The following is a 26,511-nucleotide window of genomic DNA, read 5'->3' as shown; positions in this document are numbered from 1 at the left end:
AACCAATTCGGGCCGGGGCGAGGGACTCGTCCTCATCTAGGCAGTCGGCGGCCCGCCGGGGGGCGGCCGCGCGCGCCGCCGCCTGCAAGAGACCGCCGCCTGCGGTTTGTCCTGAAGATCGATCCCGGGAACGCGTACACGCGATCGGCCCGCCATCCTCCGGAGTGAGTGGGCGATGGCGATGCGGGCACATCGAGTTGGGAGGGGATAGGGATGGGGTCCCTGCCCAGTTGTTGTGAGAGAGGTGCCGACCATGGCCGACGAGGCCCTGCTGTTCGTTCTCCCGGAGCGTCATCCGCGTCTGGGTGCGGCCTTGTCCGCGGTCGGCGAGTTGGAGTGCGCCGACAGCCCAGCGGTGCTGGGCTGGCTGCACGCCCACGGGATCCCCGCCTCCTCCGAGCACGTCAGGATCCTGCCGGCCGGAGCCGAGGTGCTCATTCCGGAGGAGGCGGAGCGGCTCCCGGTGCCCCTCAGCGAGGAGGAGACACTGCGGGTCGAGCACGCCTGTGCGCCCCGGTCCGTGACGGACTTGGAGTCCGAGCTGCTGACTTTCCGGGACACCACCCAGGACTGGCAGTCGCTGGTGCACCGCGCTCTCACCGCCGGTATCCCCGCGCCGCGCATCGCGCAGCTCACCGGTCTGGATCCGCGGGACATCGTCCAGGCCGTCGGCGACTGATCCAGCGGCCCCGCGTGGAGCCGGCGCCGCCTGGGCGGGCAACTGGACCGCCCAGGCCGGTCATCCAGGGTCCGTGCGACCGAACAGGCCCGCGTGGCCCGGCGGTAGCTGCGTGAGGAGGCGGCGCAGCAGTGCCTGGTCCGCCACCTCGGCGAGAGTCGGCAGTACGGCGTCGATCTCGCGTCTGGCCTCGGCGAGGTCCTCGTGGCTGCGGTCGGCCACGGCCTCGACGAACGAAGCGGGTGTCAGCGGTTCGCTGGCCGGCTCGCTCGTGGTCAGCAGTGCTCCGCAGCCTCCGGGCAGGAGCGCGGCCAGGTCAGTGCGGTCGTCGCCCACCAGGTGGGCGCCGAGCACCTCCAGCACGTTCTGCACCGCCCTGGCTCCCTGTTCCGGCCCGTCGTAGCCCGCGCGTTCGGTGACCTGGGTGAGGAAGGTGTCCAGGGTCCAGTTCATGACAGCCTCCTGTCGTGGTTCCCTCTGTCGTGGTTCTCTTCTCCGCGGCGACCGGGACGGTCCGGTCGCCGGGTCTTCACGAAGCAGACGAGACATCACGCGGGTGCGGCGTCGTGGACCATGCGGTGCACGTTGGCGACACTGCCGCATCGTGCCGTCAGCAACTCGGCCTCCGTCCTGGCGAAACCGGCGCCGAGTTCCTCCCGGCACTGCCGACCGAGGCTCTGCCGAACCCGGTTGACCAGGGTGCGCTCCTCCGCGTCCGTGTGGCGGGCGGTGACGGAGGCCAACTGCTGCAGCCTCCAGTCCCATTCGACGGAGCCGATCCGGCGCACCTGGAGGAGTGCGAAGAGAACCTTGACGGCTTCCTGGTGCGCGGCCTCGACAAGCTCGACGGTGTCGGCGTCCTCGAAGGACAGCAGAACGGGGTGGACCGAAGTTCTCTCGGCCTCACCGTGCGCGATCATCAGGTGCGCGAAATCGTGGAGCGCGCTCTGGCGGTCGGACTCCGTGCTGCGCATCAGGCGGAGCAGATCTTCCATCGTCCGGTGATCCTCGAGGATCATCTCGACGACATCCTGAGTCGGCGTCATGGGATGCGCCTCCTTGTAGGAGTGACTTTCACATCCCGTTACCCGCACCCCCGCCACGAATGCCCTTTATACCCCGTTTGCCCGATTCCGCCTGGTCGGCGCCATCGGCGTGGTCTCGGAAGCCGCGGCGCCCCGGCCGGCGACCGACGCGAGGGCCTCGGCCGACCGGCGGCGGTTGGCCCGCAGGCGGCGGAGGTAGGACCGGGCCATGGGGCCCGGGGGCACGCCGCGGGCGAAGGCCCGCATGTTGCGCTCACCGGCGTTGTAGCCCAGGGCGAGGAGTTCGTCCCGGCTGTAGCGGCTCACATGCCGCTGCGGCAGTCGCCGGTCGAGGTCCTTCAGGTGCAGGGCCGCCGTCCGCACGGCGAACGCGGGGTCGTCGCGCAGGTCCTTCCATCGGCCCGTCAGGCCGTGTGCACGCCGCACCTGTTCGAACGTCGCCCGGTGCATGTTGGCGATACCGAAGGAGGCTTCGGGCTTCCACCAGTGCCACAGCCGCTCCAGCAGCGGGTGGTGCGGCTTGTACGCCTCGTTGTGGAGCACGCCCATCAGCAGCAGCGCGGGCACCCCGGCCTCCTCGGCGCTGCGCACGACGAGCGCGGCGTAGTCGCCCGGGTCGTACCCGCCCGGCCGCAACGGCGGAGTCGGGGCGTCGCCCCGGTCGGCCCGCCCGGACGATTCTCCCGACGCCGCGATCGTTTCCCGCGTCATCCCTGCCCACTCTCCCTGGTCTCCTCGGCGGACGCGGCGACCCGCCCGGGCTCCGCCGTCGTGACGTCCGCTTGCCCGCGCGCCCGACCCTCAATCCAACGCGGCGGTCGGGCGTACGACGGCCCCCGGCGCTGCTGGGATGCGGGGCCGGGGGCTGAAGAGCGAGGTGCGAGCCGGGGGAAGAGGCGCCGGAGCTACGGGGTGACCGCGGAGGCGGCGGCCTTGGCGCGGATACCGTCGTCCGCCGTTGCGCTCTCGCCGTCGTCCAGGGAGACGTCCTTGGTCTCCTCGCCGAGGAAGAGCGCGATCAGCGTCAGGGGGTGGACCCGCCCCGTCGCCAGGGCCGATCGTGGGCGGCATGAGTGATCACCACATGCCACCCGCGGCTACCGGTTCGCGAGGCTCCACCAGTGACGTGACCGCCGGTGCGGACGAGGCCGGGGAGGTCCGCCGTTTCTGGGGCCGGCTCGGGCTTCCCGGGCTGATCGACGTCCACACGCACTTCATGCCCGAGCGTGTCCTGCACAAGGTCTGGGACTACTTCGACGAACAGGGACCGCTGACCGCCGGCCTCGAGTGGCCGATCGCCTACCGGAGGGCGGAGGAGGAACGGACGTCCCTGCTGCGGGAGTTCGGTGTCCGGGCCTTCACGGCGATGCTCTATCCGCACAAGCCCGGCATGGCCCGGTGGCTGAACGGCTGGGCGGCCGACTTCGCCCGCCGCACCCCCGACTGTCTGCACACCGCCACGCTCTTTCCCGAGCCGGGCGTCGAGGCGTACGTCCGTGAGGCCATTGAGGCGGGCGCCCGCGTGTTCAAGGCGCATGTGCAGGTCGGGGCGTACGACCCGGCCGACGCGCTGCTCCAGCCGGCCTGGGGGGTGCTGGCCGAGGCCGAGGTTCCCGTGGTGATCCACTGCGGTTCCGGGCCCGCGCCGGGCAGGTACACCGGTCCCGGGCCGATCACGCGGGTACTGGCGCGGCATCCGAGGCTGCGGCTGATCGTCGCGCATCTGGGAATGCCCGAGTACGAGGACTTCCTCGGTCTCGCCGAGCGGTACGAGGAGGTGCGGCTGGACACGACGATGGCGTTCACCGACTTCACCGAGGAGCTCATGCCGTTCCCGCGCCGGGCCCTGCCCCGGCTCGCCAGGCTCGGCGACCGCGTTCTGCTCGGTTCCGACTTCCCCAACATCCCTTACACGTACGCGCACCAGTTGCACGCCCTGGAGCGACTGGATCTGGGCCAGGAGTGGCTGCGGGCGGTGTGCCACGGCAACGCGGCGAAGCTGTTCGGGCTGTGAGCATGATGGATGTGCCGTGGTCACTCCGTGGCGCGGGTGCCGTCCGCCGGCTCGACCCCGGTGGGAGGCGCTCGCCGCCGCACCGTCGGCGGGGCGGTGGAGGCGGCGGGCGGCTTCCTTACGTGCTCTGCTGAGAGGGGTGCCTCTGCGGCGAGGGAAGGGAGCGATGCCGATGAGCCGAGCCGAGCAGCGCCCGCAGTGGGCGACGGACCGCGAGGAGAGTGCCGTCGCGGAGCCGAGCGGGTTGCTGGACCTGCTGGGTGTCGCGGCGGTGCTGGTGGAGGCCGATGGCCGGATCGACATGTGGAGCCCGCAGGCCGAGGAGTTGTTCGGCTACACCGGGGAGGAAGCGGTCGGGCAGTACGCGGCCCCGCTGCTCCTGCACCCCGAGCACCGCGACGCGGCGATCACGCTCTTCGCCGGGGTGATGGAGTCCGGCCGGGGCTGGGCGGGGGCGTTTCCCGTCCGGCACAAGGACGGCCGTACCCGGATGGTGGAGTTCCGCAACATGCGGCTGACGGACAACCTGGGCGATCACTACGCCCTGGGGCTCGCCACCGACCGGGCCACGCTGCGACAGGTGGAACGCAAGGTGGCCCTGTCCACCCGGCTGGTCACCCAGGCGCCGGTCGGACTGTCCGTCCTGGACAACGACCTGAGGTACCTGGCCGTCAACCCTGCGATGGCCCAGATGCACGGGTGGCCCGAGGCCGAGCACGTCGGCCGGAGGTTCCGGGACGTCCTGCCGGGTGATCCGTTCCGGAGTGCCGAGGTCGCGATGCGCGAGGTCCTGGCGACCGGCGTGCCCATGGTGGACCGGCAGGTGGTGGGCCGTACCGCGGCCGACCCGGACAACGACCACGCCTGGGCGGTCTCGCTCTATCGGCTGGAGGACACGCACGGGCACGTGCTGGGCATCGCCAATGTCGTCATCGACGTCACCGACCGCTACGAGGCCGCACGGAGAGCCGACCGGGCTCAGCAGCGGCTGCGTCTGATGGCGAACGGTTCGGCTCGCATCGGCACGACCCTGGAGGTGGAGCGGACGGCGCGGGAACTGGCCGACGTCGTGGTGCCCGGCCTGGCCGACATGGTCGCGGTGGACCTCCTGGACTCCGTCCTGCAGACGGGGCGGGCTGAGCTGGGCGAGGGCCCCGCCCAGTTCCGCGCCCTGGCGGTCAAGACCGCCTATCCCACCGACGCCGCCGAGGCGATCGTTCCGCCCGGCTGCCTCACCACGTACCACGCCGACCATCCGGCGGCCCACTGCGTCCGCACCCGTAAGCCCCTGCTGATCACCCATGTGGACAGCGGCGGCCACGACCGCATCGCCGCCGACTCCGAGAAGGCCGGCCTGCTCGCCCGGGCCGGTGTGCACACCGACATGGCCATCCCGCTCATCGCCCGCGACAACGTCATCGGCGTCATGGGCCTGGCCCGCGCCCGCAACCCCCAGCCGTTCGACGAGGACGACCTCGCCCTGGCCTGCGAGCTCGCCTCCACCGCCGCGCTGAGCATCGACAACGCCGTCCTGCACGAGCACATCCGCAGCGCCGCCGAGACCCTCCAGCGCAGCCTGCTCCCGCGACTCCCGTCCCGCCATCCCGGCCTGGAGGTGGCCGCGCGCTACCGGCCCGCCCAGGCCTTCAGCCAGGTGGGCGGCGACTGGTACGACGTGATCCCCCTCGACGGCGACCGAACCGTCCTCACCGTCGGCGACGTCATGGGCAGCGGCATCGACGCCGCCACCACCATGGGCCGCCTGCGCACCGCCACCTCCACCCTCGCCGATCTGGACCTCGACCCCGCCCGCGTCCTCACCCACCTCGACAGGATCACCCTGAGTCTCGACCCCTACATCGCGACCTGCCTCTACGCCGTCTACGACCCCCGTCGCACCCGGCTCCACCTGGCCTCCGCCGGACACCTGCCCCCGGTCCTGATCCGGGCCGGGCGACCGCCCGAACTCCTGGACCTGCCCACCGGTCTTCCGCTGGGGGTCGGCGGCGCCCCGTTCGACACCACGACCCTCACCCTGGAGCCCGGCGACCAGCTGGTTCTCTACACCGACGGCCTGATCGAGACCCGCGACGACGCCATCGACGACCGTCTCGACGCCCTGCTGCGCCTGCTGGCGGAGCCGGGCCGCACCGTGGAGGAGACCTGCGACCGGCTCCTGCTGCGGCTGCGGCACTCGACCGGCCACGACGACGTCGCCCTGCTCATCGCCCGTGCCCAACCACTGGCGCCGTAGCCGGCCCCGGGCGGCGCGCTCCGACCCGGATGCGTCCTGGGTGCACGGTCTCCTGGAACCTCCTGGCGCTCAGCCGATCATCCCTCGGCCGTGCGCGCCTGCGCCGGCACGGGCGCGTCGCTCGGGTGTGTCACCTCGTCCCTCACCGTGGCGCCGGCGCCGGTCGGCGCGGTGAGGACGGCGAGACACATGATGACGAGCGCGATACCGGTCCAGCCGGCCACGGGGAGGCGTTCGCCGACGACCAGGACGGCGAGGACGGCGGCGACGGCCGGTTCGAGCAGGGACAGGGTGGTGGCCGTGCTGGCCGGCACGTGTGCGAGCCCCCAGCCGAACAGGACGTAGCCGGCGAACATCGGGACCAGTGCCATGTAGAAGCCGACGGCCGCGTTGGACCACGAGTCCACGAGCGGGGCGCCGGTCGCCAGCAGGACGGGGACGAGGAGCAGACCGCCGAGGCCGAACACTGCGCCCATCGCCGCACGCGAGGGGATCCCGCTGGTGATCAGCCGGTGCGCGGCCCAGGAGTACAGGGCGTAGGTCGCGGCCGCGACGAGACCCAGGCCGACCCCGAGCAGCATGCCGGCCACCGACCGCCGTCCCGCGCCGTCGGAGGCGTGTGCGGCTTCCGCGACGCACAGCAGGACCGTGCCGAGCAGGCCCAGGAAGGCGGCGAGTATCCAGCGGCGCGTGAGACGGCGCCGGTCCACGACCCGCTCGATCACCGCCGAGGCCAGTGGGGCGGTGCCGATCGACACCACGGTGCCCACGGCGACACCGGCCAGCCGCATGGAGCTGTAGAAGGCCAGGGGGTACACGGCCACCGAGACGGCGCCGAGCAGTACCGTCCCGCGCCGGGCGAGCAGGCGTGGGACGTCGCGGACGGTCGGCCGCGCGGCGGCGAGCGCCTGGAGGAGCCCGCCGAGCCCCATGGCGACGGCTCCGATGGCCAGTGGGCCGACCTCCGGAGCGAAGGTGGCGGCCGTTCCCGTCGTGCCCCACAGCACGGAGGCCGCCAGCACGCACAGCGCCCCCGTCCCCGCGGACCGGCCGCGGTCGACGCCCTTCACAACCGGTCCAGCAGACCGGCCGCGAGCGCTCGGGCGTGTCGCAGGCGCTCGTCGTCCCCCTCCAGACCGGCGCGGGCCATCGCGCCCTCCAGGAGGAAGGACAGGTGCTCGGCCGTCGCGCGGGCCTCGTCGGGGCGGCCTGGCAGCAGCTCGTCCAGGTGCCCCGTGATCAGTCGCTCGACCTCCTCCTTGTGGGCGCGGACCACGGCCCGGCCCTCGTCCCCGGTGGGGAACTCGGCGGCGGCGTTCAGCAGACCGCAGCCGCGGAAGCCCCGTTCGTACGCGAACGCGGCATGGTCCGCGTACGCGTCGTACACCGCCAGGACCCCGTCCCGCGGCCCCTGGGCCGACTCCAGCCGCGCCCGGTAGAGACCGAGCCATTCCTCGTGCCGGGCGTCGAGATAGGCGCGGACCAGCTCGGCCTTGGAGGAGAAGTTGTTGTACAGGCTCATCTTCGCGACGCCGGCCTCGGCGGTGATCGTGTCGATGCCGGTCGCCGCCACACCGTCGGCGTAGAAGCGCCGGGCCGCCGCCTCCAGCAGTCGGTCCCGGGCCGGGCGTCGCCTTCCGTGGGCCGTCGTACTCATGTCGGTCTCGCCCATCGCCATCCAGACTAGGTAGGTAGGTAGGTCTACCTAGAATAGCCGGTGCGCTGAGCTTCGGCCGCCCGGTCAGGACGACAGGATCGGAGGGTGGACGGTGCCTGCGGCGAGAAGAACCACTGGAGGGAGATCCGGTTCCGCCGCGGCGGCTGGGTACCCGGCACTGGATGAACCCATGGCTCCCACCGAGTGACGGGCGGCGGGGCGGGGGCTGCCGAGCGAAGGAGCAGCGATGCCGTACGACAGCCCGGTCGGCCTGGCCGTGGTGACCGGGGCGTCGTCCGGGATCGGCACCGAGTACGCCGCCACGCTGGCCCGGCGGGGCTGGGACCTGGTGCTCGTCGCCCGGCGCGCCGACCGGCTCGACGCGTTGGCAGGACGGCTGCGTGAGGAGACCGGGGCCGCGGTGGAGCCGATGGTGGCCGACCTCGCCCGCTCCTCGGACCTCGCCCGGGTCGCGGAGCGGGTGGCCGCCGACGACGTGGCGCTGCTCGTCAACAACGCCGGAATCAACGGGTACGGGCCCTTCACCGAGGTCGATCCCGCCCTGCTCGCCAAGGTGATCGACGTGAATGTCGTGGCGCCGACAGTGCTGACCCGCGCGGCCCTTCCCGGCATGGTGGCGCGCGGCCGGGGCGCCGTCGTCAATGTCGCCTCGCTGCTGGCGTTCGCCGGTGCCCTGCCCCCGGCGCCCCTCCCCCACCGGGCCGTCTACGGAGGCACCAAGGGCTACATGGTGACGTTCACCAGGACCCTCGCCGCCGAACTGGCCGCCACGCCGGTGCGGGTCCAGGTCGTCTGCCCCGGGCTGACCGCCACCGAGTTCCACCTCGGCACCGGCGAGGCTCCCGTCACCGGGGAAGCCCGGGTCCACGACGAGGGCGGCATGCCTCCCGCCGACGTGGTCGCGGCCTCCCTCGCCGCCCTGGAGAGCCGGGAGGTGGTGTGCGTGCCCGGCCTGTCCGACCCCGGGCCCCTGGCCCGGCTGGCCGACGAGGAACTCGCCGTGCGCGACGGCTCGGGCGCCGCCCTGGCCCCCCGCTACCGCACCCCGGAGCGCTCGCGCGAGTGAGCCGGAGCGCGCCCCTCGGTACCCCTCGGCGTTTCGGCACGAACATGCCTCTCGGCATCGGCCTCAGAGCCGGCTGTACTTGTCGATGTCCTCGGTGAACTCCTCGATCGCCCGTGCGGTGAGCGTCGGCCGGGTGTCGGCGATGGCGGTCAGGTAGTCGTCGGTGGTGGCCGGTCCACCCTGGCGCTGGGTGACCTCTCGTTCGAACGCCGCTTGGGCCCCCTTGCGCGCCGCGTATTCGATGTCGGCCGGGGTGAACAGCTTGCTGGCCTCCACCAGTCGGGCGAGGTCGACGGAGTCGGTGGCGGCGGCTCTGAGATAGCGCGCCCAGATCGCCGAACGGGCGGTCGGGTCCGGCGGGCCGATGGGGATGACGTAGTCGAACCGGCCCGGTCGGAGGAACGCGGGGTCGAGAGAGCGAACCGAGTTGGTGGCACAGGCCAGCAGGCGTGCGTCGTGTTCACGGAAGACGGGGATGAGTTTGAGCAGTTCGTTGGTGACTCCGTGCCCCGGATCGACCGCCTTCCCGGACCGTACGGCGGCGATCTCCTCGACTTCGTCGATGAAGAGTACGACCGAGTCCAGTTCCGCCAGTTCCGCGAACACCTCCCGCAGTGCCGCGGCCAGTCCTTCGCTGGTGTCGGCCGCGAGGCGGGAGGGGAAGAGTTCCACGAACGGCCAGCCGAGCCGTGAGGCCACGGCCTTGGCGAAACTGGTCTTTCCGGTGCCGGGTGGGCCGAACAGCATGACCGCCTTCGGCGGGACGACGCCGTAGCGGTCGGCCAGCACCGGTTCGGTCAGCGGCAGCACGACACGGCGCTCGATGACCTGCTTCTCCCGCTCCATGCCCGCCATCGCGTCCCACAGGCCCTCGGGCAGCATGCGGCCGCCCAGGGCCGCGAGGACGTCGGCGTCGGCGGTTCCCGGCGGCTCGAGTTTCTCGTAGTAGGTGAGGTCGTCGCGGAACTGGTATCCGGAGTTCTCCAGGGCCTTCGTCCCCGCGGCGTGAGCGGGCAGCAGCGCGCTGATGTGACGGACTCCGGCAGCCCGCAGCCGCCGCTCCAGCTCGGCGACGAGCGCGCTGCCGATACCGCGCTCGCGCCAGCGGGAGGCCAGTGCCACCAAGAGAATCCATCCCCGCTTGGCGTACGCCTGCGCCACGGCCATGCCCACAAGCTCTTCACCGACCACGGCGACGACCGCCGTCTGCCCGGACTTGGCCGCGGCCATCACCTCGGAGACCGGGAAGACCCGGTCCTCGGCGGCCCCGCGGCTCTGGTCCCAGATCTGGATGGCCTGGTCGAGATCGTCGTCGTGATAGTCGCGCAGGTGCCATACGGGCATCGTCACCACCACCTCGCTGAGCGCGGAGATCCCATTGTCCGCCGCGGGGGTCCGCGGTGACGAATCAAGCCGCGCCGGCGCGGGCGACAAGGCCCGGGCCACCGGGCGCCCGGTGAGCCGTGAGCGACCGGGTTCCGAGATCACTTGGGCGCCGATAGCCTGCATGCCCATGACGCGTAGTTGGACTCTGCCGATACTGCTCGGGCTCTGCGGCGCGGTGATCGCTACCGGACTGTTCCTCGCCAGGGGCTCCGGCGCGGCCGCACCGGTCCTGCTGTGGTTCATGCTGTTCGCAGTCGTGTACTCGCCTGTGATCTTTCCGAGGTCGATCAGTGCGCAGGAGGCGCGGCGTCGCAGCACGGTCGACGGCCGACCGGTCGTGTTCTGGCGGCCTGGCTGCAAGTACTGCCTGCGGCTGCGCATCAAGTTGGGCCGCGACGCCGGCCAGGCACTCTGGGTGAACATCTGGCGCGACCCGGCGGGAGCGGCAGCGGTCCGGGCAGTCACCGGCGGCGATGAGACCGTGCCGACCGTCGTCCTCGCGGGCCGCCCGTACGTCAATCCCGACCCTGGTTGGCTGCGCGACCAACTCTCCGCCGCCGTTCGAAACGGCGGGACGGCGGAGGACTCCGGAGGCTGCCGGTAGTCGGCGGCGAGTCGTCGACGACTGCCAGGGCCGTCGCCTCGGCTATGGCGGAGGCGACGGCCGGTGTTGCGTGTGTCGTCCGTCAGGTCGTGGTGTGGACGGAGTCGATCATGTGGTCGTAGCTGGACCAGTCGATGCCGGCGTCCGGGCTGCCCTGCCACTTGCCCAGGAACGCCGTCAGGGCGACGCTGTGGCCCTCGGCGAACGACAGGTCGATGTCGCGCGCCGGCGCGTCCGCGCCCTGCCGGTCCCAGTAGTAGTAGGTGCCGTAGCCCTCCACCTCGAGGCGGGCCACGGCCGACCAGCCGTCCGCCGTGAGGTCGTTGACGAGGAGGTGCTCGCCGTACGGCTTGAACGTCGCCATACCGGCCCGGTTGTAGGTGTAGATGCTCACGTTCGAGCCGTCGGCGTGTGCGGACGTGGTCAGACCCACGCTCAGCAGCGCGGCCGCGGAGACGGCGAACGCGGTCTGCAGGAGTCGGCGCATTCCTTACCTTCCTTACCCGTTGTTCGGTGGGTCAGTGTAGGTAGCAAGTTACGTGCGTCGCAAAGGAGTTGTCGGCCGCACGGCATCGCGCCGCGGTCAGCCGGCCGACGGGGCCGGGCGGAGGGTGAAGACCTGGTCGAGGCCGACCATCGTGAGAACTCTCAGGTGATGCGGCGCAACCGCCGTCAGGACCGCCCGGTCAGCCGCGCTCGGTCACGTACAGGCTCTGCGTGCCGCGGCCCAGCGGGCCCTTCTCGTCGTGCAGGGCGGACTCGGCGAGACCGATGCCCGCGCCGTCCACCATCGTCCGCGCGTCCAGGCAGACCCACTCGCCCTCGGGGTGGCGGTGCAGGCTCACGGTGAGATCGGCGTTGACGAAGACGTAGCGATGGAAGTCGAGTGCCGAGCTGACGCCGTTGCCCGAGTCGGCGGCGGTCAGCACCCGGCTGAGCGGTGCGATCTCCTCGCCCGCGACCAGGGGCACCCTCATCCGCATCCACGCCGTGGCCGGGCCGGGTTCGAGGAACGATCCCGCGGCGAAGCGCACGTCCATGGCGGTGTGGTAGCCCTGGTCCCAGGGGACGGGGAAGAACGCCTGCGGGGCCACGGCTCCGGGCCCGGGCACCTGCGGGCCCGGCGACACCTCCGGTACCGACTCGGGCGCCGTCCGCATCAGCAGAGCCGTCGCCCGCATCACCTCCGTACCGCCGTCGGGTGTCAGGGCGGCCTCGACGAGTTCGACGCTGCGCCCGGCGCGGAGTACGCGCGTGGTCACGGTGAGCGGCTGTATGGGGACGGGCCGGGTGATCTCGTAGGTGAGCCGGGTGATCCGCATGTCCGGCCGACCGCCCGCGCGTTGCTCGACGGCGAGGCCGAGCAGCGCGGCCGGCGGGCCGGCGTGCTGCGAGCCGGCGTCCCAGGGGCCCCGGGTGTAGGCGGTGGGGAGGAACCGGTCGGCGGCCTCCCGCACGTAGAAGGCCTCTGCTTGCGACGACGGCATGGTGCGTCCTTCCTGTCCCGCGGACTTCCCAGCACCTTACCAAGCGCTTGCTCACCTCAGCAGGACTGCGGCCCCCCTGGGAGGGTGGACCGGGGTCAGGCTCCCTCAGGCAGCGTGAGGACCGCGCATGTGGTGGTGCCGTGCGCGTAGAGCTTTCCGTCGGCCGTGCCGGTGATCCTGGCCTCGGCGGTCGCGGTGGTGCGGCCGGCGTGGACCACTGTGCCCTCGCAGCGCAGCGTCGGGGCGTCCGCGAGAACGGGGCGCACCATGTGCACACCGAGCTGGACGGTGGTGTAGGCGCGTCCCACGGGGAGCGTGGACATCACTGCGCTGCCGAGGGCGGAGTCCAGGAGCGTGGCGAGGAAGCCGCCGTGCACGGTGCCCATGGGGTTGAGCAGGTGTTCGGCGGGCTCGCCCTCGAAGACGGCCCGGCCCGGCTCCGCCGCCACCAGGCGGAAGCCGAGCGTCCCGCAGATCGGCGCCTGAGGGAGGCGGCCGTCGAGGCACATGCGGAGCACCTCGAGACCCGAGCGCCCGGCACCGTCGGCGTAGCCGGTCGGCGGCTCCCAGGTGTGGGTGCGGGAACGGGCGGCCGGAGCCGGGTCGTGCGGCGCCTGGCGCGCTGCGGCCGGGGCGGGCGTCATCGGTGTCATGGGCGGTGGGCCTCCTGTGCTGGGGGAATTGCGGGGTAGCGGGGCGACGGGACCGCTCAGGGCAGCTTGACCGCGAGCAGGTCCACGGGCCGGATGTCCGGCGCCGCGGCGAGCATGGTGTCCGCGGCTCCCATGAGGGCGGCGGCGATCCGGCCGCGCAGATGCTCGGTCCGGTCCTCCTCGTTGTCGAAGGTGTCGAAGACGCCGAACGTGGTGGCGTCCTCACGGAAGGCGAACCAGGTGAGGGTCCGCTTCTCCTCCTCGGCGAGGCGCACGGCCTCGGTCAGCATGCGGGCGACGTCCTCGGCGTGTTCCGGCTTGGCCTCGATACGGGCGAGCAGACCGATGTTGTTCATGATGGCGATCTCCTTGTTTCTGTCCGGTGCCTCGGGTGAGGGGCGCCCGGGCGGGTGTTCCGGCGTGCACGGCACGCGGGTGTCGGGGCCGGCCGGTCTCGGGTCCTCCCTGCGGGGACACCATTCACGCTAGGCCGGTGAGCCCTCCGGCCCCAGTGTCGGAAACGACATGTCTGACATCGTTTCCGACACTCGGGTCCCGATGCCCGCCCGCGGCACGCCGACCGGGAGTCGCCACACGTCGAAGATCAAGGGGAATTGGGACTTCCGTTTCAACCGGCCGGCGCGTAGGTTCCGACTACCCCGCGTCGGCGTCCATGAGGCGTCGGGCCCGCCGGTCCCGGGACGGCGGGCCGCGCGGGGGCCAAATACTTGGTCTCGGCAGCCACTTCGGCCGGCCGGGGCGCGCGGCGTGCCGCTGTCGGGCGGCGCGACCGCGCCCCCTCCTCGACGATGCCCGCGCTGCCGGCCTCCCTCCTACCCCGCTGACCTCGGTGTCGGAAACGACGCGCCTGTTAGCGTTTCCGGCATGGACGTCTCGGTGCTGGTGTACGACGGCGTGTTCGACTCGGGGCTCAGTGCCGTACTGGACGTCCTGGAGGCGGCCAACGCGATGCGCGGTGAACTTCCCCAGCCGCCACCCGCATGGAACGTGACGACGATCGGCTTCAGCCGTCAGGTCCGCACCGGCGCCGGGCACCTCGTCACGGCCGAGCCGGCGTCCACCGCGGGCACCGCCGGCCTGCTGCTCGTTCCCGCGCTCGCCGAGCGCCGGCCCGACGCCCTCCTGGAGCGGGTGGCGGGGCCGGACCTGGCCGACACCCGGAAACTGATCGCCGGCCACCGGGGCCGGGGCGAATCCCTGGCTTCCGCCTGTACGGGCACCTTCCTGCTCGCCGAGTCAGGCGTCCTCGCGGGCCGCCGGGCGACGACGACCTGGTGGCTGGCGCCCGTCTTCCGCCGCCGCTACCCGGACGTCGCGCTCGACGCGAGCAGCATGGTGATCACGTCCCGGGGGGTGACGACGGCGGGAGCCGCGTTCGGGCACGTCGACCTCGCCCTCGCCGTCGTCCGCACGGTCAGCCCGGCCCTGGCCGACCTCGTGGCCCGCTATCTCGTCGTCGACGAACGGCCCTCGCAGTCCGCCTACGCCATCCCCAGCGCCCTGGCCCAGAGCGACCCGCTCGTCGCCGCCTTCGAGCGGTGGGCTCGCCGGCACCTCGACACGCCGGACAGCCTGGCCGCTGCGGCGCGCGACCTCGGTGTCAGCGAGCGCACCCTGCAGCGCACCGTCCGCCGGGTGCTCAACACGACGCCGGTGCGGTTCGTGCAGGATCTGCGCGTCGAACAGGCCACGCATCTGCTGCGCACGACGGACCTCTCCCTGGAGACCATCGCCCGCAGAGTCGGCTACGAGCACGCCGCCACCCTGCGCGCTCTGCTGCGCGACCGCACCGGTAACACCACGGCGGGTCTGCGCGGCCGCTGAGGGGCGCCGGCGAGCGCACGTGGCTGTTTCCGGAGAACCGAGCCGATGCGCCAGGTCGATCACCGGACCGAGCCGCCGGTTCCGCGGCCCGTCGGCTGTCACGGCAGGATCGCGATGGCGCTCGACCAGTTCAGGCCGAGCCGTTCCTGCGAGGCCATGTGCAGGAACTGGAAGGCCTCCAGTTCCCGCGCCCGGCGCAGCGGCCCCACGTCCAGGGGCCGCATCCCCGCGGAGGAGACCAACTCCGTCACCGTCTGTTTCGCCGTGTCGTCGTCTCCGGCGATGAAGACGTCCAGTGGCCGGCCGGCCACCTCTCCGGTGAGGAGCGACCCCGCGAAGGTGGTGTTGAAGGCCTTGACCACTCGGCCGGCCGGCGCGGCGGCGGCGATCTGCTCGGCGGCCGAGGTGCCGGGGGGCACCACGAGTGAGTCGAAGGTCGCGAAGTCCACGGGGTTGGAGATGTCGACGACGGTCCTCCCGGCCAGAGCGCCGGCCCACGCGGCGGCAGCGTCGCGCCCGGCCGGATACGGCAGGGCCAGCACCACGATGTCGGACTCGGCCATGGTGTCGGCGTCGACCGCCGTGGCGTCGGACCCGGGGTTCGCCTGGCTCAGAGCGGCGGCCAGCTCCTCCGCCTTGGCCCGGTCGCGATCGTGCAGCCGAACGGAGTGACCACCCGCGAGTGCCCGGGTACCGATGCCGCGTGCCATGTTTCCGGCACCAGCGATGGTGACGATCATGACTGGCTCCTCGATGGACGTCGCACACCTCCAGCCTCACTCCCCCGCGCGGTCACCGCCACCGACCGGCTTCCCCCCGGCAGCCGGCCGCTGGTTGTGCGGACCCCGGGCCCGACGGACGGACTCAGACCGGGCTCAGCGGGTGTGCAGCCGTGGCCGACCTCGGGGGCCAGGCCTGGGGGGAGAGGATGCCGAGTACGTAGGCCCGGGCCACCAGGGCCGGGCGGGTGGCGGCGTCCAGGAGGTCGCGCAGGCGGCTGAGGTGGTAGTCCACGGTCTGCCGGGAGAGGTGCAGCGTCCGGGCGATCTCCGCGTTGCTGCGCCCGGCGGCCAGCAGGGCGAGTATGCGGACCTGGGCGGCGGTCAGGGGTGGTCGCGCCTCGTGGGGCAGGCCGAGGTGCATCAGGACGGCCCACACGCCGGCCACCCGCTCCGGGACGCGGCACACGGCGCTCAACTGGATCAGGGCCCTGCGCTGCCGGCTGTCCGCGTCGACGAGTACGGCGCAGGTGCGCGCGCTTCGGCGCCGGCCGCCGACGAGGTCGTTCCAGATCCGGTGCAGGCCGGTGCGTTCGGGGGTGTCCGCCAGCAGGGTGTCCGCGGGCCGGCCGATGAGGTCGGAGAGGCGGACGCGCAGGAGTTCGGCGACCGCCGTGCCGGCCTCCTCCACGAGTCCGTCCGCGGAAAGGCGGACGCAGGGCAGGCCGCTGTGATCGCGCAGAGCGCGTAAGTCCTCCTCGGCCCGGTGCCGTTGGTCCAGTGCCCGGGTGTGCTCGGTGACGTCGACATAGATGCCGGCCACGCAGCGCGCGGCGCCCCAGCGGACGGGGAAGCGGTACCCGGCCGCGTGCCCCCGTGATCCGTCGGAGCGCCGGTAGGTGAGGGTGTGCCGGACGGGGGTGCCGCAGGACAGGGTCTCGCGGTCCAGGGCGAGGAACCGTTCGACGTCGTCGGGTTCGTCGACGTCGGCGAGGTGACGGCCGATCACGGCGTCGCGCGTGGTGCCGTACAGGTGGGCGTAGGCGTGGTTGGCCCACAGGTAGCGGCCGGTGGCGTCGCGCACGAAGGCCGCGGCCGGGGTGAGATCGGCGAACGAGGCGTACGGGTTCCCCTCCGTGCGGCCGCCCACCTCGACCGCCACTCCCCTGCTGCCGTGCCGGTCCGGGCCCGTGTTCTCGGCCGGCCAGTTCACGTCGAAGGTCCGGCCCTCGAAGGATGCCTGGTACGGGCCGGTGTCGGAAGGAAGCGGTGTGCCGCCGCGGTCGGCGCAGAGGCCTTCCAGGAAGCGTCGGGCGGTGCGTTCGTCGTCGAACGCACCGCCCCCGCTGTCGACGACGGTCAGTCCGCCGTCGGCCTCCCACCAGGACACCGGAAGGGTCTCGAGCAGTGCCTTGAAATCGGCCTCGTCCACGGCCCAACTCCTTCAACCGTCTACTACGTTACTTTACGTAACACATCATGCGTATCCCGTAGCGCGGCGGACATGCGGGGGCTGCCGGACGCGGCACCTCCGGGGTGCCTCGGCCCTGGGGCCCGTCCGGCGGACATCGGCCGAGCCAGGGCCGGACCGAGGCGAGGGCCGGCCAGTGCCCTAATCGTGTTGACCGCCCCCGGCAGGCGGTGCTGGAGTCGGCACGTGGACAGCATCCCCGCCAACCGGCGGCTCTGGAACCAGATCAGCAGCGCCTACCAGCACGAGCACGACCCGCAAATCGGCGCCACACCCCGGCTGTGGGGCATGTACTCCATCCCCGACGCGCACCTGCACGCCCTGGGCGACGTCACCGGCAAGCGCGTCCTCGAACTCGGCTGCGGCGCCGGCCAGTGGTCCAGGGCGCTCGCCGCCGAGGGCGCCACCGTGATCGGGCTCGACCTGTCCGAAGCCCAACTCGCCGCAGCAGCCAGCGCGATGGGAGCGGCCCGCTACCCGCTGGTGCAAGGCGCCGCCGAACAACTCCCTTTCGCCGCCGACAGCTTCGACCTGGTGTTCTGCGACTTCGGTGGGCTCAGCTGGGCGCCCCCGCACCTGGCCGTCCCGCAGGCCGCCCGCGTCTTGCGCCGAGGCGGGCGCCTGGTGTTCAACGTCGCCAGCCCATGGTTCGAAGCTTGCTACGACGAAGCCGCCAGCCGCGTGACCACGACGCTGCAGCAGGACTACTTCGGGCTGAACACCATCGCCGAAGGCGACGGCGCGACCAGCTATCAGCTCACCTACGGCGACTGGGTCAAGGTCCTGCGCGGCGCGGGTCTCATCATCGACGACCTCATCGAGCCGCGACCCGAACTCGGAACACCCAACGGCTACAACGAAACCGACCCACCCGACTGGGCACACCGCTGGCCGGCGGAACTGCTCTGGGTAACCCACAAACCGTAAGTTCCGCCGCGCCGAGACGTGAAGGCATCCCCTCGCCGGGCAGGCCCAGGGCCTGTCCAGCTGATCATGGGCGGAGCCAGAGCCGGATCGAGGCGATGGCGACGGTCCCGTGGAAGACGTAGGCGCGTTTGTCGAAGCGTGTGGCCACGGCCCGGGAGTTCTTCAACGCGTTGATCGTCCGCTCCGCTTCGTTCCTGCGTTTGTAGATCGTCTTGCCGAAGCCGGCGGGCCGTCCGCCCCTGCTGCCGCGTCTTTTGCGGTGGGCCCGCTGATCTCGGGGCTCGGGAATGGTGTGCTTGATCTGGCGACGTCGCAAGGAACGGCGGTTGCGCCGGGAGGAGTACGCCTCATCGCCGCCCAGGTGGTCGGGCCGGGTGCGCGGATGCCCGCCACCCGGGCGGTGGACACGGATGCGTTCCATGACCGGGATGAGCTGCGGGGCGTCGCCCCACGGGCCCGGCGTGATCAGCAGCGCCAGCGGGCGGCGTCCGCCCTCACCGGCCAGGTGGATCTTGCAGGTCAGGCCGCCCCGGGAGCGTCCGAGTCCCTCGTCTGGGCGGTGGTGCCGGGGCGTGCTTCTCTTCCCGGCACCCGAGGAGGTCTCCTGCGCGCTCCCGCCGCATGCTGATGACTCCGGCAGGACGTGGAGTCCACCCCCACCATCGACCAGTCGATACGGCCCTCGGCATCAGCGTCGGCCGGCACGGCCGCGAAGATCTCGTCCCACGTGCCGTCCGCCGACCACCGCCGGTGCCGCTCGTAGACGGTCTTCCACGGACCGAAACGCACAGGTAGATCCTTGCCAGGGAACCCCAGTGCACTGTCCATACAGGATCCCGTTGATGATCCTGCGATGACTGACCCAACGACCCCCACGCCGCCCGGACTCGGGCAGATGCGGCTTCAGTCGGGCCCACTCCTCATTCGTGAGATCTCCCCGCCCCATGACCATGCCAACGAGCCAACCCACGAACGGTCACAAGATCCGCCGGACAGGCCCCAGCTAGGCGGCCGAGCGCATAAAGCGTATGTCGCGCCGGGCTCCCTCTTGTCTCCGACGGCACGGCACCCATACGCTCACCATCCGTACCGACTGGCCGGTATGCTCTGTTCAAGCGTCAATGCGCGCCGATGCGGCGTGCCGGCCGCCGATCCAACGCGACCGTCGAAGGAGCCGCCGGAGTTGAGCAGAATCAACGGCCAGGTGCGCCTGGCCGCACGTCCCGTGGGAGAGCCGCGGCCCACCGGCTGGCAGCCCGTCGAGGAGGCGATCCTGATGCGACTGTTCCGTGGTGACAACCACGGCAAGCTGGTGCTGAAGATCGCGGACCGACCGGGCTGAGGGGGAGAAACACGATGAAAGCACTGACCTACCATGGCCGTCACGACATCCGCTACGGGGATGTCTCCGACCCGGCCGTCACCAGCCCTACCGACGCGGTGGTGCAGGTGACAGCGGCCGGCATCTGCGGCAGCGACCTGCACATCTACCGCGGCAACCCGTTCAGCCCGGAACTGGGCTACACGCCGGGGCACGAGTGCGTCGGCGTAGTTGTCGACACCGGCGGCCAGGTGACCCGCTTCAGGCCCGGCGACCGGGTTCTGGTGCCCGCCTCTGTCGGCTGTGACCAGTGCCGGTCGTGCGCGGCCGGGTTCACCGCCCGGTGCGAGCGCGCCACGTCCAGCACGGACCTCTGCTACGGAGTGAGCCCGCAGCTCCCGGGCAGCCAGGCCCAGGCCCTGGCGGTGCCATACGCCGACGTCAATCTGGTGCACTTGCCCGAGGGCATCTCCGACGAGGCCGCCGTCGTCCTGACGGACAACGCCCCCACGGCCTGGTACGGCTGCCGCCGAGCCCGCATCCAGCCCGGCGAGACCGTCCTGGTCATCGGCCTCGGCCCGGTCGGCCTCATGGCCGCCCAGTCCGCCTTCGCGATGGGCGCCGCGCGGGTGCTGGGCGCAGACCTGGTCGCGGAGCGCCGCGCCTTCGCCGCCACCCTGGGTGTCGAGCCGGTCGAGGGCGAGCACGCGCGGACGGCCATACGGGACATGACCGACGGACGCGGGCCGGACGCCGTGGTGGAGGCCGTGGGTTCGGACGCCACCATCGAGCTCGCCCTCAAGGCCGTCCGGCAGGCCGGCCGGGTCAGCGTCATCGGGGTCAGCCAGAGCAAGGCCTTCCCCTTCCATATGGGACTTGCGCAGATCAAGGAACTGGAGTTCGCCATCGGGCTGTGCTCTGTGCACTACGAACTCCCTGCTCTGATCGCCCTCACCCGTGCCGGCCGGATCAAGCCAGAGGTCGTGGTCTCCCACCGCTTCGCCCTCTCCGAAGGCCCGGCGGCGTACGAACTGTTCGCAGGCCGCTCCGACGGCGTCCGCAAGATCCTTCTCGACCCCACCCGCTGACCCTCCTGCGCAGGGCCGCCTCGTCCGATCCCCCGCGGCAGGCCCTGCGCCTCTTGCGCGGCCCGGGGAATCCCGCCGCGTCGCCCCGCAGGACCTCGGGTAGCCGGTTCCGGGGGAACAGGTTCCGCCGCCGAAACCGAGCGGCTCCGCCCGCCGCGCCGAGGGCAGGACCTGGCACGGGTGCGCCGTTCCGGCGTGGACGTGGCCAGGGCACCCGCGGCCTTCCCGCTTACGAGCGTGCGCTGGGCGCACTTCAAGACCGTGCAGCAGACGCTGCCGGCGCCATCCGGTCGAAACACCCCGCATCATGAGCGCGAACGTTCCGCAGGACGACTGGTCGCCGCTGGGCGAGATGGCCGTTCCCGAGCAGGGGGTAGGGCGCACTCCCCCAGAACGACTGGCGTGGTTGCGGTAGTCCGTCTGGCATGCGCCGGCGCAGCTGCGGTCATGCGACGGCGATGGCACGACTCCGTCGCGCCCCTGAAGGAGGCAGGCGTCGACCGAGCCGAGCCGACGCCGCCCACAGCCGCTCCCAGGGCTCCACCGTGCGGGCGGTTCACGCCACTTGGGAGGGCCGGCCGCTACACGTCGTCACGCTCCGGGAAGAGCACGTGAGCGGCGTCGTGAATCCGTTGCCGGGTCGCTTGTCGCCCTCGCAGTCCCAGTGCGGTCGGCGCAGGCGGCGGGACGCGGCTGAGCCGGCTCATCCGAGTAGTTGCGCGCTGCTGACCGGTTCGCGCCGCTGCTGTCCATTGATGCGGTGCCGTTCGATGGACGAACGCCGGTACACCTCCTGCCGCACCCGCTGGATCTCGCCGACAGGCCGGTGCTCCTCGCGTGAGCGCCACGGTGTGATCGACGTGGCGTCGGCGGCCGCCACGTTCTCGTCCCCGCCGATGTCCTGGCGCGGGAGGGCCACACGGGCGACGGTCACCCACGGGGACAGTTCCTGGGGCCACTTCACGGAGGTGTTGTCCACCGGCATGTGGGCCAGATCGGTGTTGAGCTGCACCTGGAGTTCGAAGGAGTGGTCCCGTTCCGCGGCCTCGGCAACGAGTGTGTAGCGGAACGCCTCGTTGTCCGCGCGCACGTCCACGATCTCGTGCGTCAGGGAGGCCAAGGACTCGGTCGTGGGCACGGTCCGGATCTTGGCGATGTGGTCGCCGTACCGGAAGGCGCCCATGCTGTTGTATGTGTACGACAGCAGGTTCCTGCGCGGGACGGTGGTGAACGACAGCATGGCGAACAGTTCGTCCCACAGCCAGCTGTCGGGATCGATGAGCGTGCCCCGGCGGGTCAGGAACTCCGCCATCCAGGTCTTGCGGCGGGCTGGGTTCACCAGGGCCTCCGGCAGCTCCGCGAACAGGTCCTCGATGACCATGTAGTCGTAGGCGGTGTTCGCGAAGAAGACATCGTTGTTGATCAAGTTGAGGTCAAAAGTACCGCTGTCCGGTTCGTCGTCCAGCAGTGAGGGGCCGGGGACCCCGAACAGCTTGATGCCCATCCCACACGCCGCGCCCAGCTGATGGTCGGGGCGCTGATGACCAAGGCCGTTGGAGTAGCGGACGACGGCGTCGTACACGGTGGGTCGGGCGAAGATGCCCTGACCGTAGAAGCCGCGGTTGTCACCGACCGTGACCGTGGCCTTGAGAAGGCCGTAGGTCTTCCCGTGGGCCGTGCGGACGGCGCGGCCGACGGCCTCGCGCTCGACCGAGGTGCGGGTGCGCTGCGCCACCTGCGCCACCACCGCATCCAACTCCTCCTGGTAAGTCCGACGTTCGGCGGGGCGGTAATCCTCGTAGCGGACGGGATCCATGGTGTTGCCTCCCTGTGCTGTGGTGTCGACTCCAGACGCTAGCCAGCAATTAAATTGTGCACAACATAACTGACTGTGGTGAATCACACGTTGGTGAGCGCAACCACGTCGGGGGCACACCACACCCCAGGGTCGATGCATACGGTGCTCGGAGGCGGACCGGGCCGCCGACCTTGCACCCCGAGCGGGTGCTGACGGACGCCCACCCTGCGTGACTATCGCCGAACTTGGCCGAGCTTCAGTGACGACCGTGGCCCTCGCCGTCGCCACCACGGGAACGCTCGCGCTGGACACGGGGCCGGGCCGGATGGCGTCCCTTGTCGTGGTGCAGCCGATCAAGGTGTGGGAGTGCGTTGGCGTTCGCCCGGGGCGCACACCCGATGCGGGTGGCCGCTCCCTGACCAAGAGGCGCGCCACTGTGCAACTCTCCCTGCCAAAATGCCAGTTCAAGCTGTGGGAGTGCACGATGGCCCTGTCTCGGTCTGACCTGATACGCCTACTGGAGTCACTACGCTCGTCCGACGGAATCGAACTCGTCCGCAGCGTGGCCGAGCGGATGCTGCAAGAGCTGATCGAGGCCGAGACCAGCGCGCACATCGGCGCAGAGTGGAACGAACACGCCGCCAGTCGGACGGCTCTGCGCAACGGGCACCGCGACAAGACCCTGACCACGCTGGCCGGCGACCTGGACCTGGAGATCCCCAAGGTCCGCACCGGCAGCTTCTTCCCGTCGCTGCTGGAACGCCGGCGCCGGATCGACCAGGCTCTCTACGCCGTCATCATGGAGGCGTACGTGCACACAGCCCCTAAAGCTGCCCAGCAATCAGAACAAGCACCGTTGCAGTACTAGCGCATCACCGTCCCCGCGCAGCACGGTGTGCGCCTTCGGCAGTCGGGCATTTGCCTGAGCCGTTCGCGTATCACGGGCCCTCGGACGGGGGTCGGGGCTGGTTCGCTTGAAGGGGGCGGTGAGACGGCGGGCGCGTACTGGCGCAGCCGCGGTCCCGCCGGACGCACAGGGCGCGTCACGCGCCTCAACCGACAGCGACAACAGAGGAGTTGAATATTCGTGAGCAGGGTGCTGTACGTGCATGCCAAGGGCGGTCCCCCGGTGGGGCACGCCCTGTCGCGGGTGGCCGCGAGGTCCGCGGTGCACCTGCTGGCACTCAGCGAGCTGCCCGCCGCCGTGGCGGCGGACGCCCGCGGGCTGTGCGAGTCGGTCGTCACGGTCGGGGACCTGCCGGGTTCGGACCTCGTCGGGCTGATCGCCGGGCGGGCGCGCGAGGTCGGCGCGGACGCCGTCGTCACGTTCTCCGAGTACGCGGTGGTCGCGGTCGCCGAGGCGTCCCGGCGGCTCGGGTTGCGTGGCGCGGGGGCCGCCGCGGCGCTGGCCCGTGACAAGCGGCTGATGCGCGCCGCCTGGGAGCGCCGCGGGATACCCCAGCCGAGGTTCCGCTCGGTCACGAACGCCGCCGAACTGGACTCCGCGGCAGCCGAGTTGTCGTATCCCCTGCTGCTGAAGGCCGCCTGGAGCGCCGGTTCGACGGCGCACCAGATCATCGAGGCGCCCGAACAGGCGCGGGAGGCCTGGCAGCGGTCGCGGGCGGTGATGACGGAGTCGGCGCTGCTGGGGTTCGCGGAGCTCCATGTGGCGGGCGCCGGTGAGGATTTCATCGTCGAGGAGATCGTCAGCGGCTGCGCGGGTGAGTGGTTCGACGGCTCCGGCTGGGGTGACTACGTCAGTGTCGAGGGCGTGGTCGTGGACGGCGTGTTCCGCCCGGTGTGTGTGAGTGGGCGGATGCCGACGGTGGCGCCGTTCACCGAACGCGCCGGCATCACCCCGGCCGCGCTCGGCGGCGACGCCCAGGACCGGATCGTGGAACTGGCCCGGCAGGCCGTAGAGGCCCTGGGGCTGGAGAACTGCGGGACCCACACGGAGATCAAGCTGGGCGCGGACGGCCGGATGTGGGTCATCGAGACGGCCGCACGGTTCGGCGGCGCGATGACGGTGCCGCAGATCGAGGAGGTCTTCGGGCTCGATCTGGTGGGCCTGTTCACCGATCAGCTGCTCGGCCGCTCCCCCGCGTGGCCGGCGCGGGCGCTGACCGGCGAGGACGCCGAGGGTGCGGCCGGTTCCCTGGTGGTTCTCGCGGTGGACGGCGACGGCGCTCCGTGGGCCCGCCGTCATCTGTGGGACCCGGCGGCGGTCCTGCGCGGCGCTCCGATCGGCGCGGGCAGTTCGCTGTCCGTCGTCCACGAGAACTCCCTGCCGCAGGGCACCCCCGTACCGGTCTACGACCCGGCCGCCGGGGCCAACACCATGGCGGGGCTGTGCCTGTTGTCGGCCGACCGGCCGCAGTCCGTGGTCCGCGACCTCACCGCGCTGGTGGACGCCCTGCCGCGCATCCTGCCCGCGCACGCCGGCGAGGGGGTGCGGGCATGACTCTCGCACTGGACGGAACGGGTGTGCCCGAAGCGGCCGGCGACCGAACGGTCGTCGGGGCCAACCTCTCGCTGCCGCTGTTCCGCACCCTGTCCGGGGTGCTGGCCGGACACCCCTATCTGAAGGTCGTGGTGGACCGGGCGGAGGACACCTGGCACCTGCTCGACACCCGGGTGCACCCCTTCCACGTCAACTACATCGCGACCCGTGTCCTCGGTCTGACGCTGGACGAACTCGACGCGGAGCTGGACGCGTTCAACGCCTCCGTCTACACGGACCCCGAACGCCGCTTCCTGCTCGGCGTGTTGTCCCTGCACACCGACGAGGAGGCGGACGGCGCCGAGCGGCCCTTCCTGGTGCTGGAGACGACCGAGGCGGACACCATGCACGGCGCGCTGCTGGAGGAGTTCTACGGCTATGTGCGCGGACGGGTGGACGGACGCCTGCCACTGCTGCTGAAGCCCGCGAACCACGGGCAGGAGCACGAGCTGTCCCACGTCAGCGAGACGCGGGTGCCGCGCATCCTCAGCCACGAGCTGTTCGGCAACCGGACCCGCACCTGCCTCAACCCGGGCGAGGCACGGGGCCGGCTGCGCTACTTCCGGACCCTGGCGGAGTACGAGAGCGCGGCCGGGGAGCTGGGCTGGTCGGACATCGTCGCGATGCCCTGTCCGCCCGACGACGTGCCCCGCGTCGCCGGGATCATCAACACGGCTCCCATCACGCCGCTCTCCCACACCAACGTCCTCGCCTCGGGCTGGGGCATCCCGAACGCGATCGTCCGCGACCTCGACGATGTCGTGCGGCGCCACGGGCTCGACGGCGCGTGGGTGCGCTACCGCGCCCAGGAGGACACCGTCACCCTGGAACGGCTGTCCCGCGCACCGGCCTTGACCAGGCCCGCCTGGCACCAGCAGCGGATCCGTCTCGAGGCGCCGTTCCTGGAGGACGCTCCGGTCCTCGCGCTGCACCGGCTGCGGAGCGCCGACCGGGACAGTTACGGCACCAAGGCGGCCAGTCTCGGGGAGCTGCATCACGTCCTGGACAGCCGCACCGCGGACCTGACCGCGTTCTACGCGCGTCCGCGTCCGCCGCGGCCCGATCTGCTCGGCCATCTCGCGGCCCGGCTCGGCGAGCCCGGGGCGTCACCGGAGCGGCTGCGGGCCGCCGCGGCGGCACGGGTGGCGGAGACGGTCCGCGCACCCGAGGGCGTGGCGCTGCCGTTCCGGCTCCACCATCTCTTCCTCATCTCCTCGCCCGCGCTGCAACAGGGCATCGGCAAGCTGAAGATGGCGCTCGAGCTGGAGGCGTTCGAGGTGATCGACTCCCTCGCGCTCAGCCTCCAGCAGCTGACGCGCACCACACCGATGCCCGTCGAGGTGGAACGCGCGATCACCGCGTCGGTGGCGCCGCTGTCGGCCGACGGGCACCGTCTGGTGGTGCGCTCCTCCTCCAACGCCGAGGACCTGCCGGGCTTCTCCGCCGCCGGGATCTACGACTCGGTCACCACGGTGCGCGGCCCGGACCAACTCATGGACGCGGTACGGCAGGTGTGGGCGTCGCTGGTGTCGCCGCGCAGTGTGCGCCTGCGGCACCAGGCCGGTATCCCGCTGGACGACACCTACATGGGGGTGATCGTCCAGGAGTACGTGCCGGCCGATCTCGGGGGTGTGCTGGTGACCTGCAATCCGACCCGCCGGGAGGACTTCCGCAACGTGTACCTCAACTGCGCGCCGGGCTCGCCCGAGCGGGTGGTCGACGGCACGATCCTGCCGCAGCAGTACCTCTACAACACCGTGGAGGGCGGCGGGCGCACGGTCGACGTCGGGTCGTCGGGCGAGGACCTGCCGGCCGCGACACGCGCCGCGCTGGCCCGACTGGCCCTGGCCGGGCGGCTGTTGCAGTCGCATTTCGGCGTGGACGACCCCGACGGCGCCCTGGACATCGAGTGGCTCATGACCGCCGAGGGGGCGTTCCGCCTGGTCCAGGTCCGCCCCTACTCCCGGTGAGGCCC

At 71.6% G+C, this 26,511-nt stretch carries 26 protein-coding genes and 1 pseudogene; 12 read left to right on the top strand and 15 right to left on the bottom strand.

Annotated features, from left to right (window positions below):
- Positions 1-253 precede the first annotated feature (253 nt).
- Positions 254-679 carry a DUF6003 family protein gene (locus ACFVVO_RS23830; RefSeq protein ID WP_390057604.1) on the top strand — a complete coding sequence of 142 codons (426 nt, stop codon included), beginning with the start codon at positions 254-256 and terminating at the stop codon, positions 677-679.
- A 60-nt stretch (positions 680-739) separates the two neighbouring features.
- On the opposite strand, the gene ACFVVO_RS23825 is transcribed toward ACFVVO_RS23830, so the two are convergent.
- The 4 genes from ACFVVO_RS23825 to ACFVVO_RS23810 all read right to left on the bottom strand — a co-directional run bounded on the left by ACFVVO_RS23825 (position 740) and on the right by ACFVVO_RS23810 (position 2,816).
- The gene (locus ACFVVO_RS23825; protein ID WP_390057603.1) at positions 740-1,132 is read right to left on the bottom strand and encodes a DUF2267 domain-containing protein; all 393 of its coding nucleotides are present in this window, start codon (positions 1,130-1,132) and stop codon (positions 740-742) included.
- 95 nt (positions 1,133-1,227) lie between these two features.
- Positions 1,228-1,725, bottom strand: a complete 498-nt coding sequence (locus ACFVVO_RS23820; RefSeq protein WP_390057602.1) for a hemerythrin domain-containing protein — start codon at positions 1,723-1,725, stop codon at positions 1,228-1,230.
- A gap of 66 nt (positions 1,726-1,791) precedes the next feature.
- Entirely contained in the window at positions 1,792-2,436 is a 645-nt protein-coding gene (locus ACFVVO_RS23815; RefSeq protein ID WP_390057601.1) for a lytic transglycosylase domain-containing protein, read from the bottom strand.
- Positions 2,437-2,630: 194 nt separating this feature from the next.
- On the bottom strand, positions 2,631-2,816 hold the full coding sequence (locus tag ACFVVO_RS23810) for a hypothetical protein (RefSeq protein WP_390057600.1): 186 nt from the start codon (positions 2,814-2,816) through the stop codon (positions 2,631-2,633).
- Here ACFVVO_RS23810 and ACFVVO_RS23805 point away from each other — a divergent pair.
- Entirely contained in the window at positions 2,810-3,739 is a 930-nt protein-coding gene (locus tag ACFVVO_RS23805) for an amidohydrolase family protein (RefSeq protein WP_390057599.1), read from the top strand. The two genes, ACFVVO_RS23810 and ACFVVO_RS23805, sit on opposite strands and share 7 nt — an antisense overlap.
- A gap of 172 nt (positions 3,740-3,911) precedes the next feature.
- On the top strand, positions 3,912-5,993 hold the full coding sequence (locus tag ACFVVO_RS23800; RefSeq protein ID WP_390057598.1) for a SpoIIE family protein phosphatase: 2,082 nt from the start codon (positions 3,912-3,914) through the stop codon (positions 5,991-5,993).
- Positions 5,994-6,070: 77 nt separating this feature from the next.
- On the opposite strand, the gene ACFVVO_RS23795 is transcribed toward ACFVVO_RS23800, so the two are convergent.
- Complete coding sequence (locus ACFVVO_RS23795) at positions 6,071-7,063, bottom strand: DMT family transporter (protein ID WP_390057597.1); 993 nt, start codon at positions 7,061-7,063, stop codon at positions 6,071-6,073.
- The gene (locus ACFVVO_RS23790; RefSeq protein WP_390057596.1) at positions 7,060-7,665 is read right to left on the bottom strand and encodes a TetR/AcrR family transcriptional regulator; all 606 of its coding nucleotides are present in this window, start codon (positions 7,663-7,665) and stop codon (positions 7,060-7,062) included. The genes ACFVVO_RS23795 and ACFVVO_RS23790 overlap by 4 nt, the downstream gene beginning before the upstream one ends.
- A 232-nt stretch (positions 7,666-7,897) precedes the next feature.
- Between ACFVVO_RS23790 and ACFVVO_RS23785 the strand changes: the two genes are divergently transcribed.
- Positions 7,898-8,737 carry an SDR family NAD(P)-dependent oxidoreductase gene (locus ACFVVO_RS23785; protein WP_390057595.1) on the top strand — a complete coding sequence of 280 codons (840 nt, stop codon included), beginning with the start codon at positions 7,898-7,900 and terminating at the stop codon, positions 8,735-8,737.
- A gap of 63 nt (positions 8,738-8,800) precedes the next feature.
- Here the strand turns inward: ACFVVO_RS23785 and ACFVVO_RS23780 are convergent, their stop codons facing one another.
- The gene (locus ACFVVO_RS23780) at positions 8,801-10,081 is read right to left on the bottom strand and encodes an ATP-binding protein (RefSeq protein WP_390057594.1); all 1,281 of its coding nucleotides are present in this window, start codon (positions 10,079-10,081) and stop codon (positions 8,801-8,803) included.
- A gap of 169 nt (positions 10,082-10,250) precedes the next feature.
- Here ACFVVO_RS23780 and ACFVVO_RS23775 point away from each other — a divergent pair, with 169 nt between their 5' ends.
- The gene (locus ACFVVO_RS23775; RefSeq protein ID WP_390057593.1) at positions 10,251-10,727 is read left to right on the top strand and encodes a glutaredoxin domain-containing protein; all 477 of its coding nucleotides are present in this window, start codon (positions 10,251-10,253) and stop codon (positions 10,725-10,727) included.
- Between the two features lie 82 nt (positions 10,728-10,809).
- On the opposite strand, the gene ACFVVO_RS23770 is transcribed toward ACFVVO_RS23775, so the two are convergent.
- The 4 genes from ACFVVO_RS23770 to ACFVVO_RS23755 all read right to left on the bottom strand — a co-directional run bounded on the left by ACFVVO_RS23770 (position 10,810) and on the right by ACFVVO_RS23755 (position 13,223).
- Positions 10,810-11,214 carry a hypothetical protein gene (locus ACFVVO_RS23770; protein ID WP_390057592.1) on the bottom strand — a complete coding sequence of 135 codons (405 nt, stop codon included), beginning with the start codon at positions 11,212-11,214 and terminating at the stop codon, positions 10,810-10,812.
- Positions 11,215-11,413: 199 nt separating this feature from the next.
- Entirely contained in the window at positions 11,414-12,214 is an 801-nt protein-coding gene (locus ACFVVO_RS23765) for a thioesterase family protein (RefSeq protein WP_390057591.1), read from the bottom strand.
- 95 nt (positions 12,215-12,309) lie between these two features.
- Complete coding sequence (locus ACFVVO_RS23760; RefSeq protein WP_390057590.1) at positions 12,310-12,867, bottom strand: PaaI family thioesterase; 558 nt, start codon at positions 12,865-12,867, stop codon at positions 12,310-12,312.
- A 56-nt stretch (positions 12,868-12,923) separates the two neighbouring features.
- A complete protein-coding gene (locus tag ACFVVO_RS23755) occupies positions 12,924-13,223 on the bottom strand; it encodes a putative quinol monooxygenase (protein ID WP_390057589.1) in 300 nt (99 codons plus the stop codon).
- A gap of 529 nt (positions 13,224-13,752) precedes the next feature.
- Here ACFVVO_RS23755 and ACFVVO_RS23750 point away from each other — a divergent pair.
- Positions 13,753-14,712, top strand: a complete 960-nt coding sequence (locus tag ACFVVO_RS23750) for a GlxA family transcriptional regulator (protein ID WP_390057588.1) — start codon at positions 13,753-13,755, stop codon at positions 14,710-14,712.
- 98 nt (positions 14,713-14,810) lie between these two features.
- Here ACFVVO_RS23750 and ACFVVO_RS23745 read toward each other — a convergent pair whose 3' ends face one another.
- The gene (locus ACFVVO_RS23745) at positions 14,811-15,452 is read right to left on the bottom strand and encodes an NADPH-dependent F420 reductase (protein ID WP_390057587.1); all 642 of its coding nucleotides are present in this window, start codon (positions 15,450-15,452) and stop codon (positions 14,811-14,813) included.
- A 124-nt stretch (positions 15,453-15,576) separates the two neighbouring features.
- On the bottom strand, positions 15,577-16,863 hold the full coding sequence (locus ACFVVO_RS23740) for a helix-turn-helix transcriptional regulator (protein WP_390057586.1): 1,287 nt from the start codon (positions 16,861-16,863) through the stop codon (positions 15,577-15,579).
- Between the two features lie 225 nt (positions 16,864-17,088).
- Between ACFVVO_RS23740 and ACFVVO_RS23735 the strand changes: the two genes are divergently transcribed.
- On the top strand, positions 17,089-17,829 hold the full coding sequence (locus ACFVVO_RS23735) for a class I SAM-dependent methyltransferase (protein WP_390057585.1): 741 nt from the start codon (positions 17,089-17,091) through the stop codon (positions 17,827-17,829).
- A gap of 64 nt (positions 17,830-17,893) precedes the next feature.
- On the opposite strand, the pseudogene ACFVVO_RS23730 reads toward ACFVVO_RS23735, so the two are convergent.
- A pseudogene (locus tag ACFVVO_RS23730) lies at positions 17,894-18,775 on the bottom strand (IS5 family transposase).
- 237 nt (positions 18,776-19,012) lie between these two features.
- Between ACFVVO_RS23730 and ACFVVO_RS23725 the strand changes: the two are divergent.
- Both ACFVVO_RS23725 and ACFVVO_RS23720 read left to right on the top strand, forming a co-directional pair.
- On the top strand, positions 19,013-19,171 hold the full coding sequence (locus ACFVVO_RS23725) for a hypothetical protein (RefSeq protein ID WP_390057584.1): 159 nt from the start codon (positions 19,013-19,015) through the stop codon (positions 19,169-19,171).
- Positions 19,172-19,185: 14 nt separating this feature from the next.
- A complete protein-coding gene (locus ACFVVO_RS23720) occupies positions 19,186-20,238 on the top strand; it encodes an alcohol dehydrogenase catalytic domain-containing protein (RefSeq protein WP_190016516.1) in 1,053 nt (350 codons plus the stop codon).
- A gap of 703 nt (positions 20,239-20,941) precedes the next feature.
- Here ACFVVO_RS23720 and ACFVVO_RS23715 read toward each other — a convergent pair.
- Positions 20,942-22,054, bottom strand: coding sequence for a catalase family protein (locus ACFVVO_RS23715; RefSeq protein ID WP_390057583.1), 1,113 nt, complete (start codon positions 22,052-22,054; stop codon positions 20,942-20,944).
- Between the two features lie 250 nt (positions 22,055-22,304).
- On the opposite strand from ACFVVO_RS23715, the gene ACFVVO_RS23710 reads away from it, so the two are divergent.
- The 3 genes from ACFVVO_RS23710 to ACFVVO_RS23700 all read left to right on the top strand — a co-directional run bounded on the left by ACFVVO_RS23710 (position 22,305) and on the right by ACFVVO_RS23700 (position 26,506).
- Positions 22,305-22,904 (top strand): transposase, encoded by a 600-nt coding sequence (locus ACFVVO_RS23710; protein WP_390057582.1) that lies wholly within the window; start codon positions 22,305-22,307, stop codon positions 22,902-22,904.
- A 219-nt stretch (positions 22,905-23,123) separates the two neighbouring features.
- Entirely contained in the window at positions 23,124-24,497 is a 1,374-nt protein-coding gene (locus tag ACFVVO_RS23705) for an acetyl-CoA carboxylase biotin carboxylase subunit family protein (protein WP_390057581.1), read from the top strand.
- Positions 24,494-26,506: a PEP/pyruvate-binding domain-containing protein gene (locus ACFVVO_RS23700; protein ID WP_390057580.1), complete on the top strand. Its 2,013-nt coding sequence runs from the start codon at positions 24,494-24,496 to the stop codon at positions 26,504-26,506. Before ACFVVO_RS23705 ends, ACFVVO_RS23700 begins: the two co-directional genes overlap by 4 nt.
- The last annotated feature ends 5 nt before the right edge of the window (positions 26,507-26,511 follow it).

Source organism: Streptomyces sp. NPDC058145 (assembly GCF_042884245.1).
Lineage (GTDB): Bacteria > Actinomycetota > Actinomycetes > Streptomycetales > Streptomycetaceae > Streptomyces.
Note: the sequence above shows the minus strand (reverse complement) of the source record. Positions and strands in the feature narration are given on the sequence as shown.

Bases quoted from the DNA above. Each gene is read 5' to 3' on its own strand.
- ACFVVO_RS23830 (WP_390057604.1), top strand. From the start codon at position 254: ATGGCCGACGAGGCCCTGCTGTTCGTTCTCCCGGAGCGTCATCCGCGT.
- ACFVVO_RS23825 (WP_390057603.1), bottom strand. From the start codon at position 1,132: ATGAACTGGACCCTGGACACCTTCCTCACCCAGGTCACCGAACGCGCG.
- ACFVVO_RS23820 (WP_390057602.1), bottom strand. From the start codon at position 1,725: ATGACGCCGACTCAGGATGTCGTCGAGATGATCCTCGAGGATCACCGG.
- ACFVVO_RS23815 (WP_390057601.1), bottom strand. From the start codon at position 2,436: ATGACGCGGGAAACGATCGCGGCGTCGGGAGAATCGTCCGGGCGGGCC.
- ACFVVO_RS23805 (WP_390057599.1), top strand. From the start codon at position 2,810: ATGCCACCCGCGGCTACCGGTTCGCGAGGCTCCACCAGTGACGTGACC.
- ACFVVO_RS23800 (WP_390057598.1), top strand. From the start codon at position 3,912: ATGAGCCGAGCCGAGCAGCGCCCGCAGTGGGCGACGGACCGCGAGGAG.
- ACFVVO_RS23790 (WP_390057596.1), bottom strand. From the start codon at position 7,665: ATGGGCGAGACCGACATGAGTACGACGGCCCACGGAAGGCGACGCCCG.
- ACFVVO_RS23785 (WP_390057595.1), top strand. From the start codon at position 7,898: ATGCCGTACGACAGCCCGGTCGGCCTGGCCGTGGTGACCGGGGCGTCG.
- ACFVVO_RS23780 (WP_390057594.1), bottom strand. From the start codon at position 10,081: ATGCCCGTATGGCACCTGCGCGACTATCACGACGACGATCTCGACCAG.
- ACFVVO_RS23775 (WP_390057593.1), top strand. From the start codon at position 10,251: ATGACGCGTAGTTGGACTCTGCCGATACTGCTCGGGCTCTGCGGCGCG.
- ACFVVO_RS23770 (WP_390057592.1), bottom strand. From the start codon at position 11,214: ATGCGCCGACTCCTGCAGACCGCGTTCGCCGTCTCCGCGGCCGCGCTG.
- ACFVVO_RS23765 (WP_390057591.1), bottom strand. From the start codon at position 12,214: ATGCCGTCGTCGCAAGCAGAGGCCTTCTACGTGCGGGAGGCCGCCGAC.
- ACFVVO_RS23760 (WP_390057590.1), bottom strand. From the start codon at position 12,867: ATGACACCGATGACGCCCGCCCCGGCCGCAGCGCGCCAGGCGCCGCAC.
- ACFVVO_RS23755 (WP_390057589.1), bottom strand. From the start codon at position 13,223: ATGAACAACATCGGTCTGCTCGCCCGTATCGAGGCCAAGCCGGAACAC.
- ACFVVO_RS23750 (WP_390057588.1), top strand. From the start codon at position 13,753: ATGGACGTCTCGGTGCTGGTGTACGACGGCGTGTTCGACTCGGGGCTC.
- ACFVVO_RS23745 (WP_390057587.1), bottom strand. From the start codon at position 15,452: ATGATCGTCACCATCGCTGGTGCCGGAAACATGGCACGCGGCATCGGT.
- ACFVVO_RS23720 (WP_190016516.1), top strand. From the start codon at position 19,186: ATGAAAGCACTGACCTACCATGGCCGTCACGACATCCGCTACGGGGAT.
- ACFVVO_RS23715 (WP_390057583.1), bottom strand. From the start codon at position 22,054: ATGGATCCCGTCCGCTACGAGGATTACCGCCCCGCCGAACGTCGGACT.
- ACFVVO_RS23700 (WP_390057580.1), top strand. From the start codon at position 24,494: ATGACTCTCGCACTGGACGGAACGGGTGTGCCCGAAGCGGCCGGCGAC.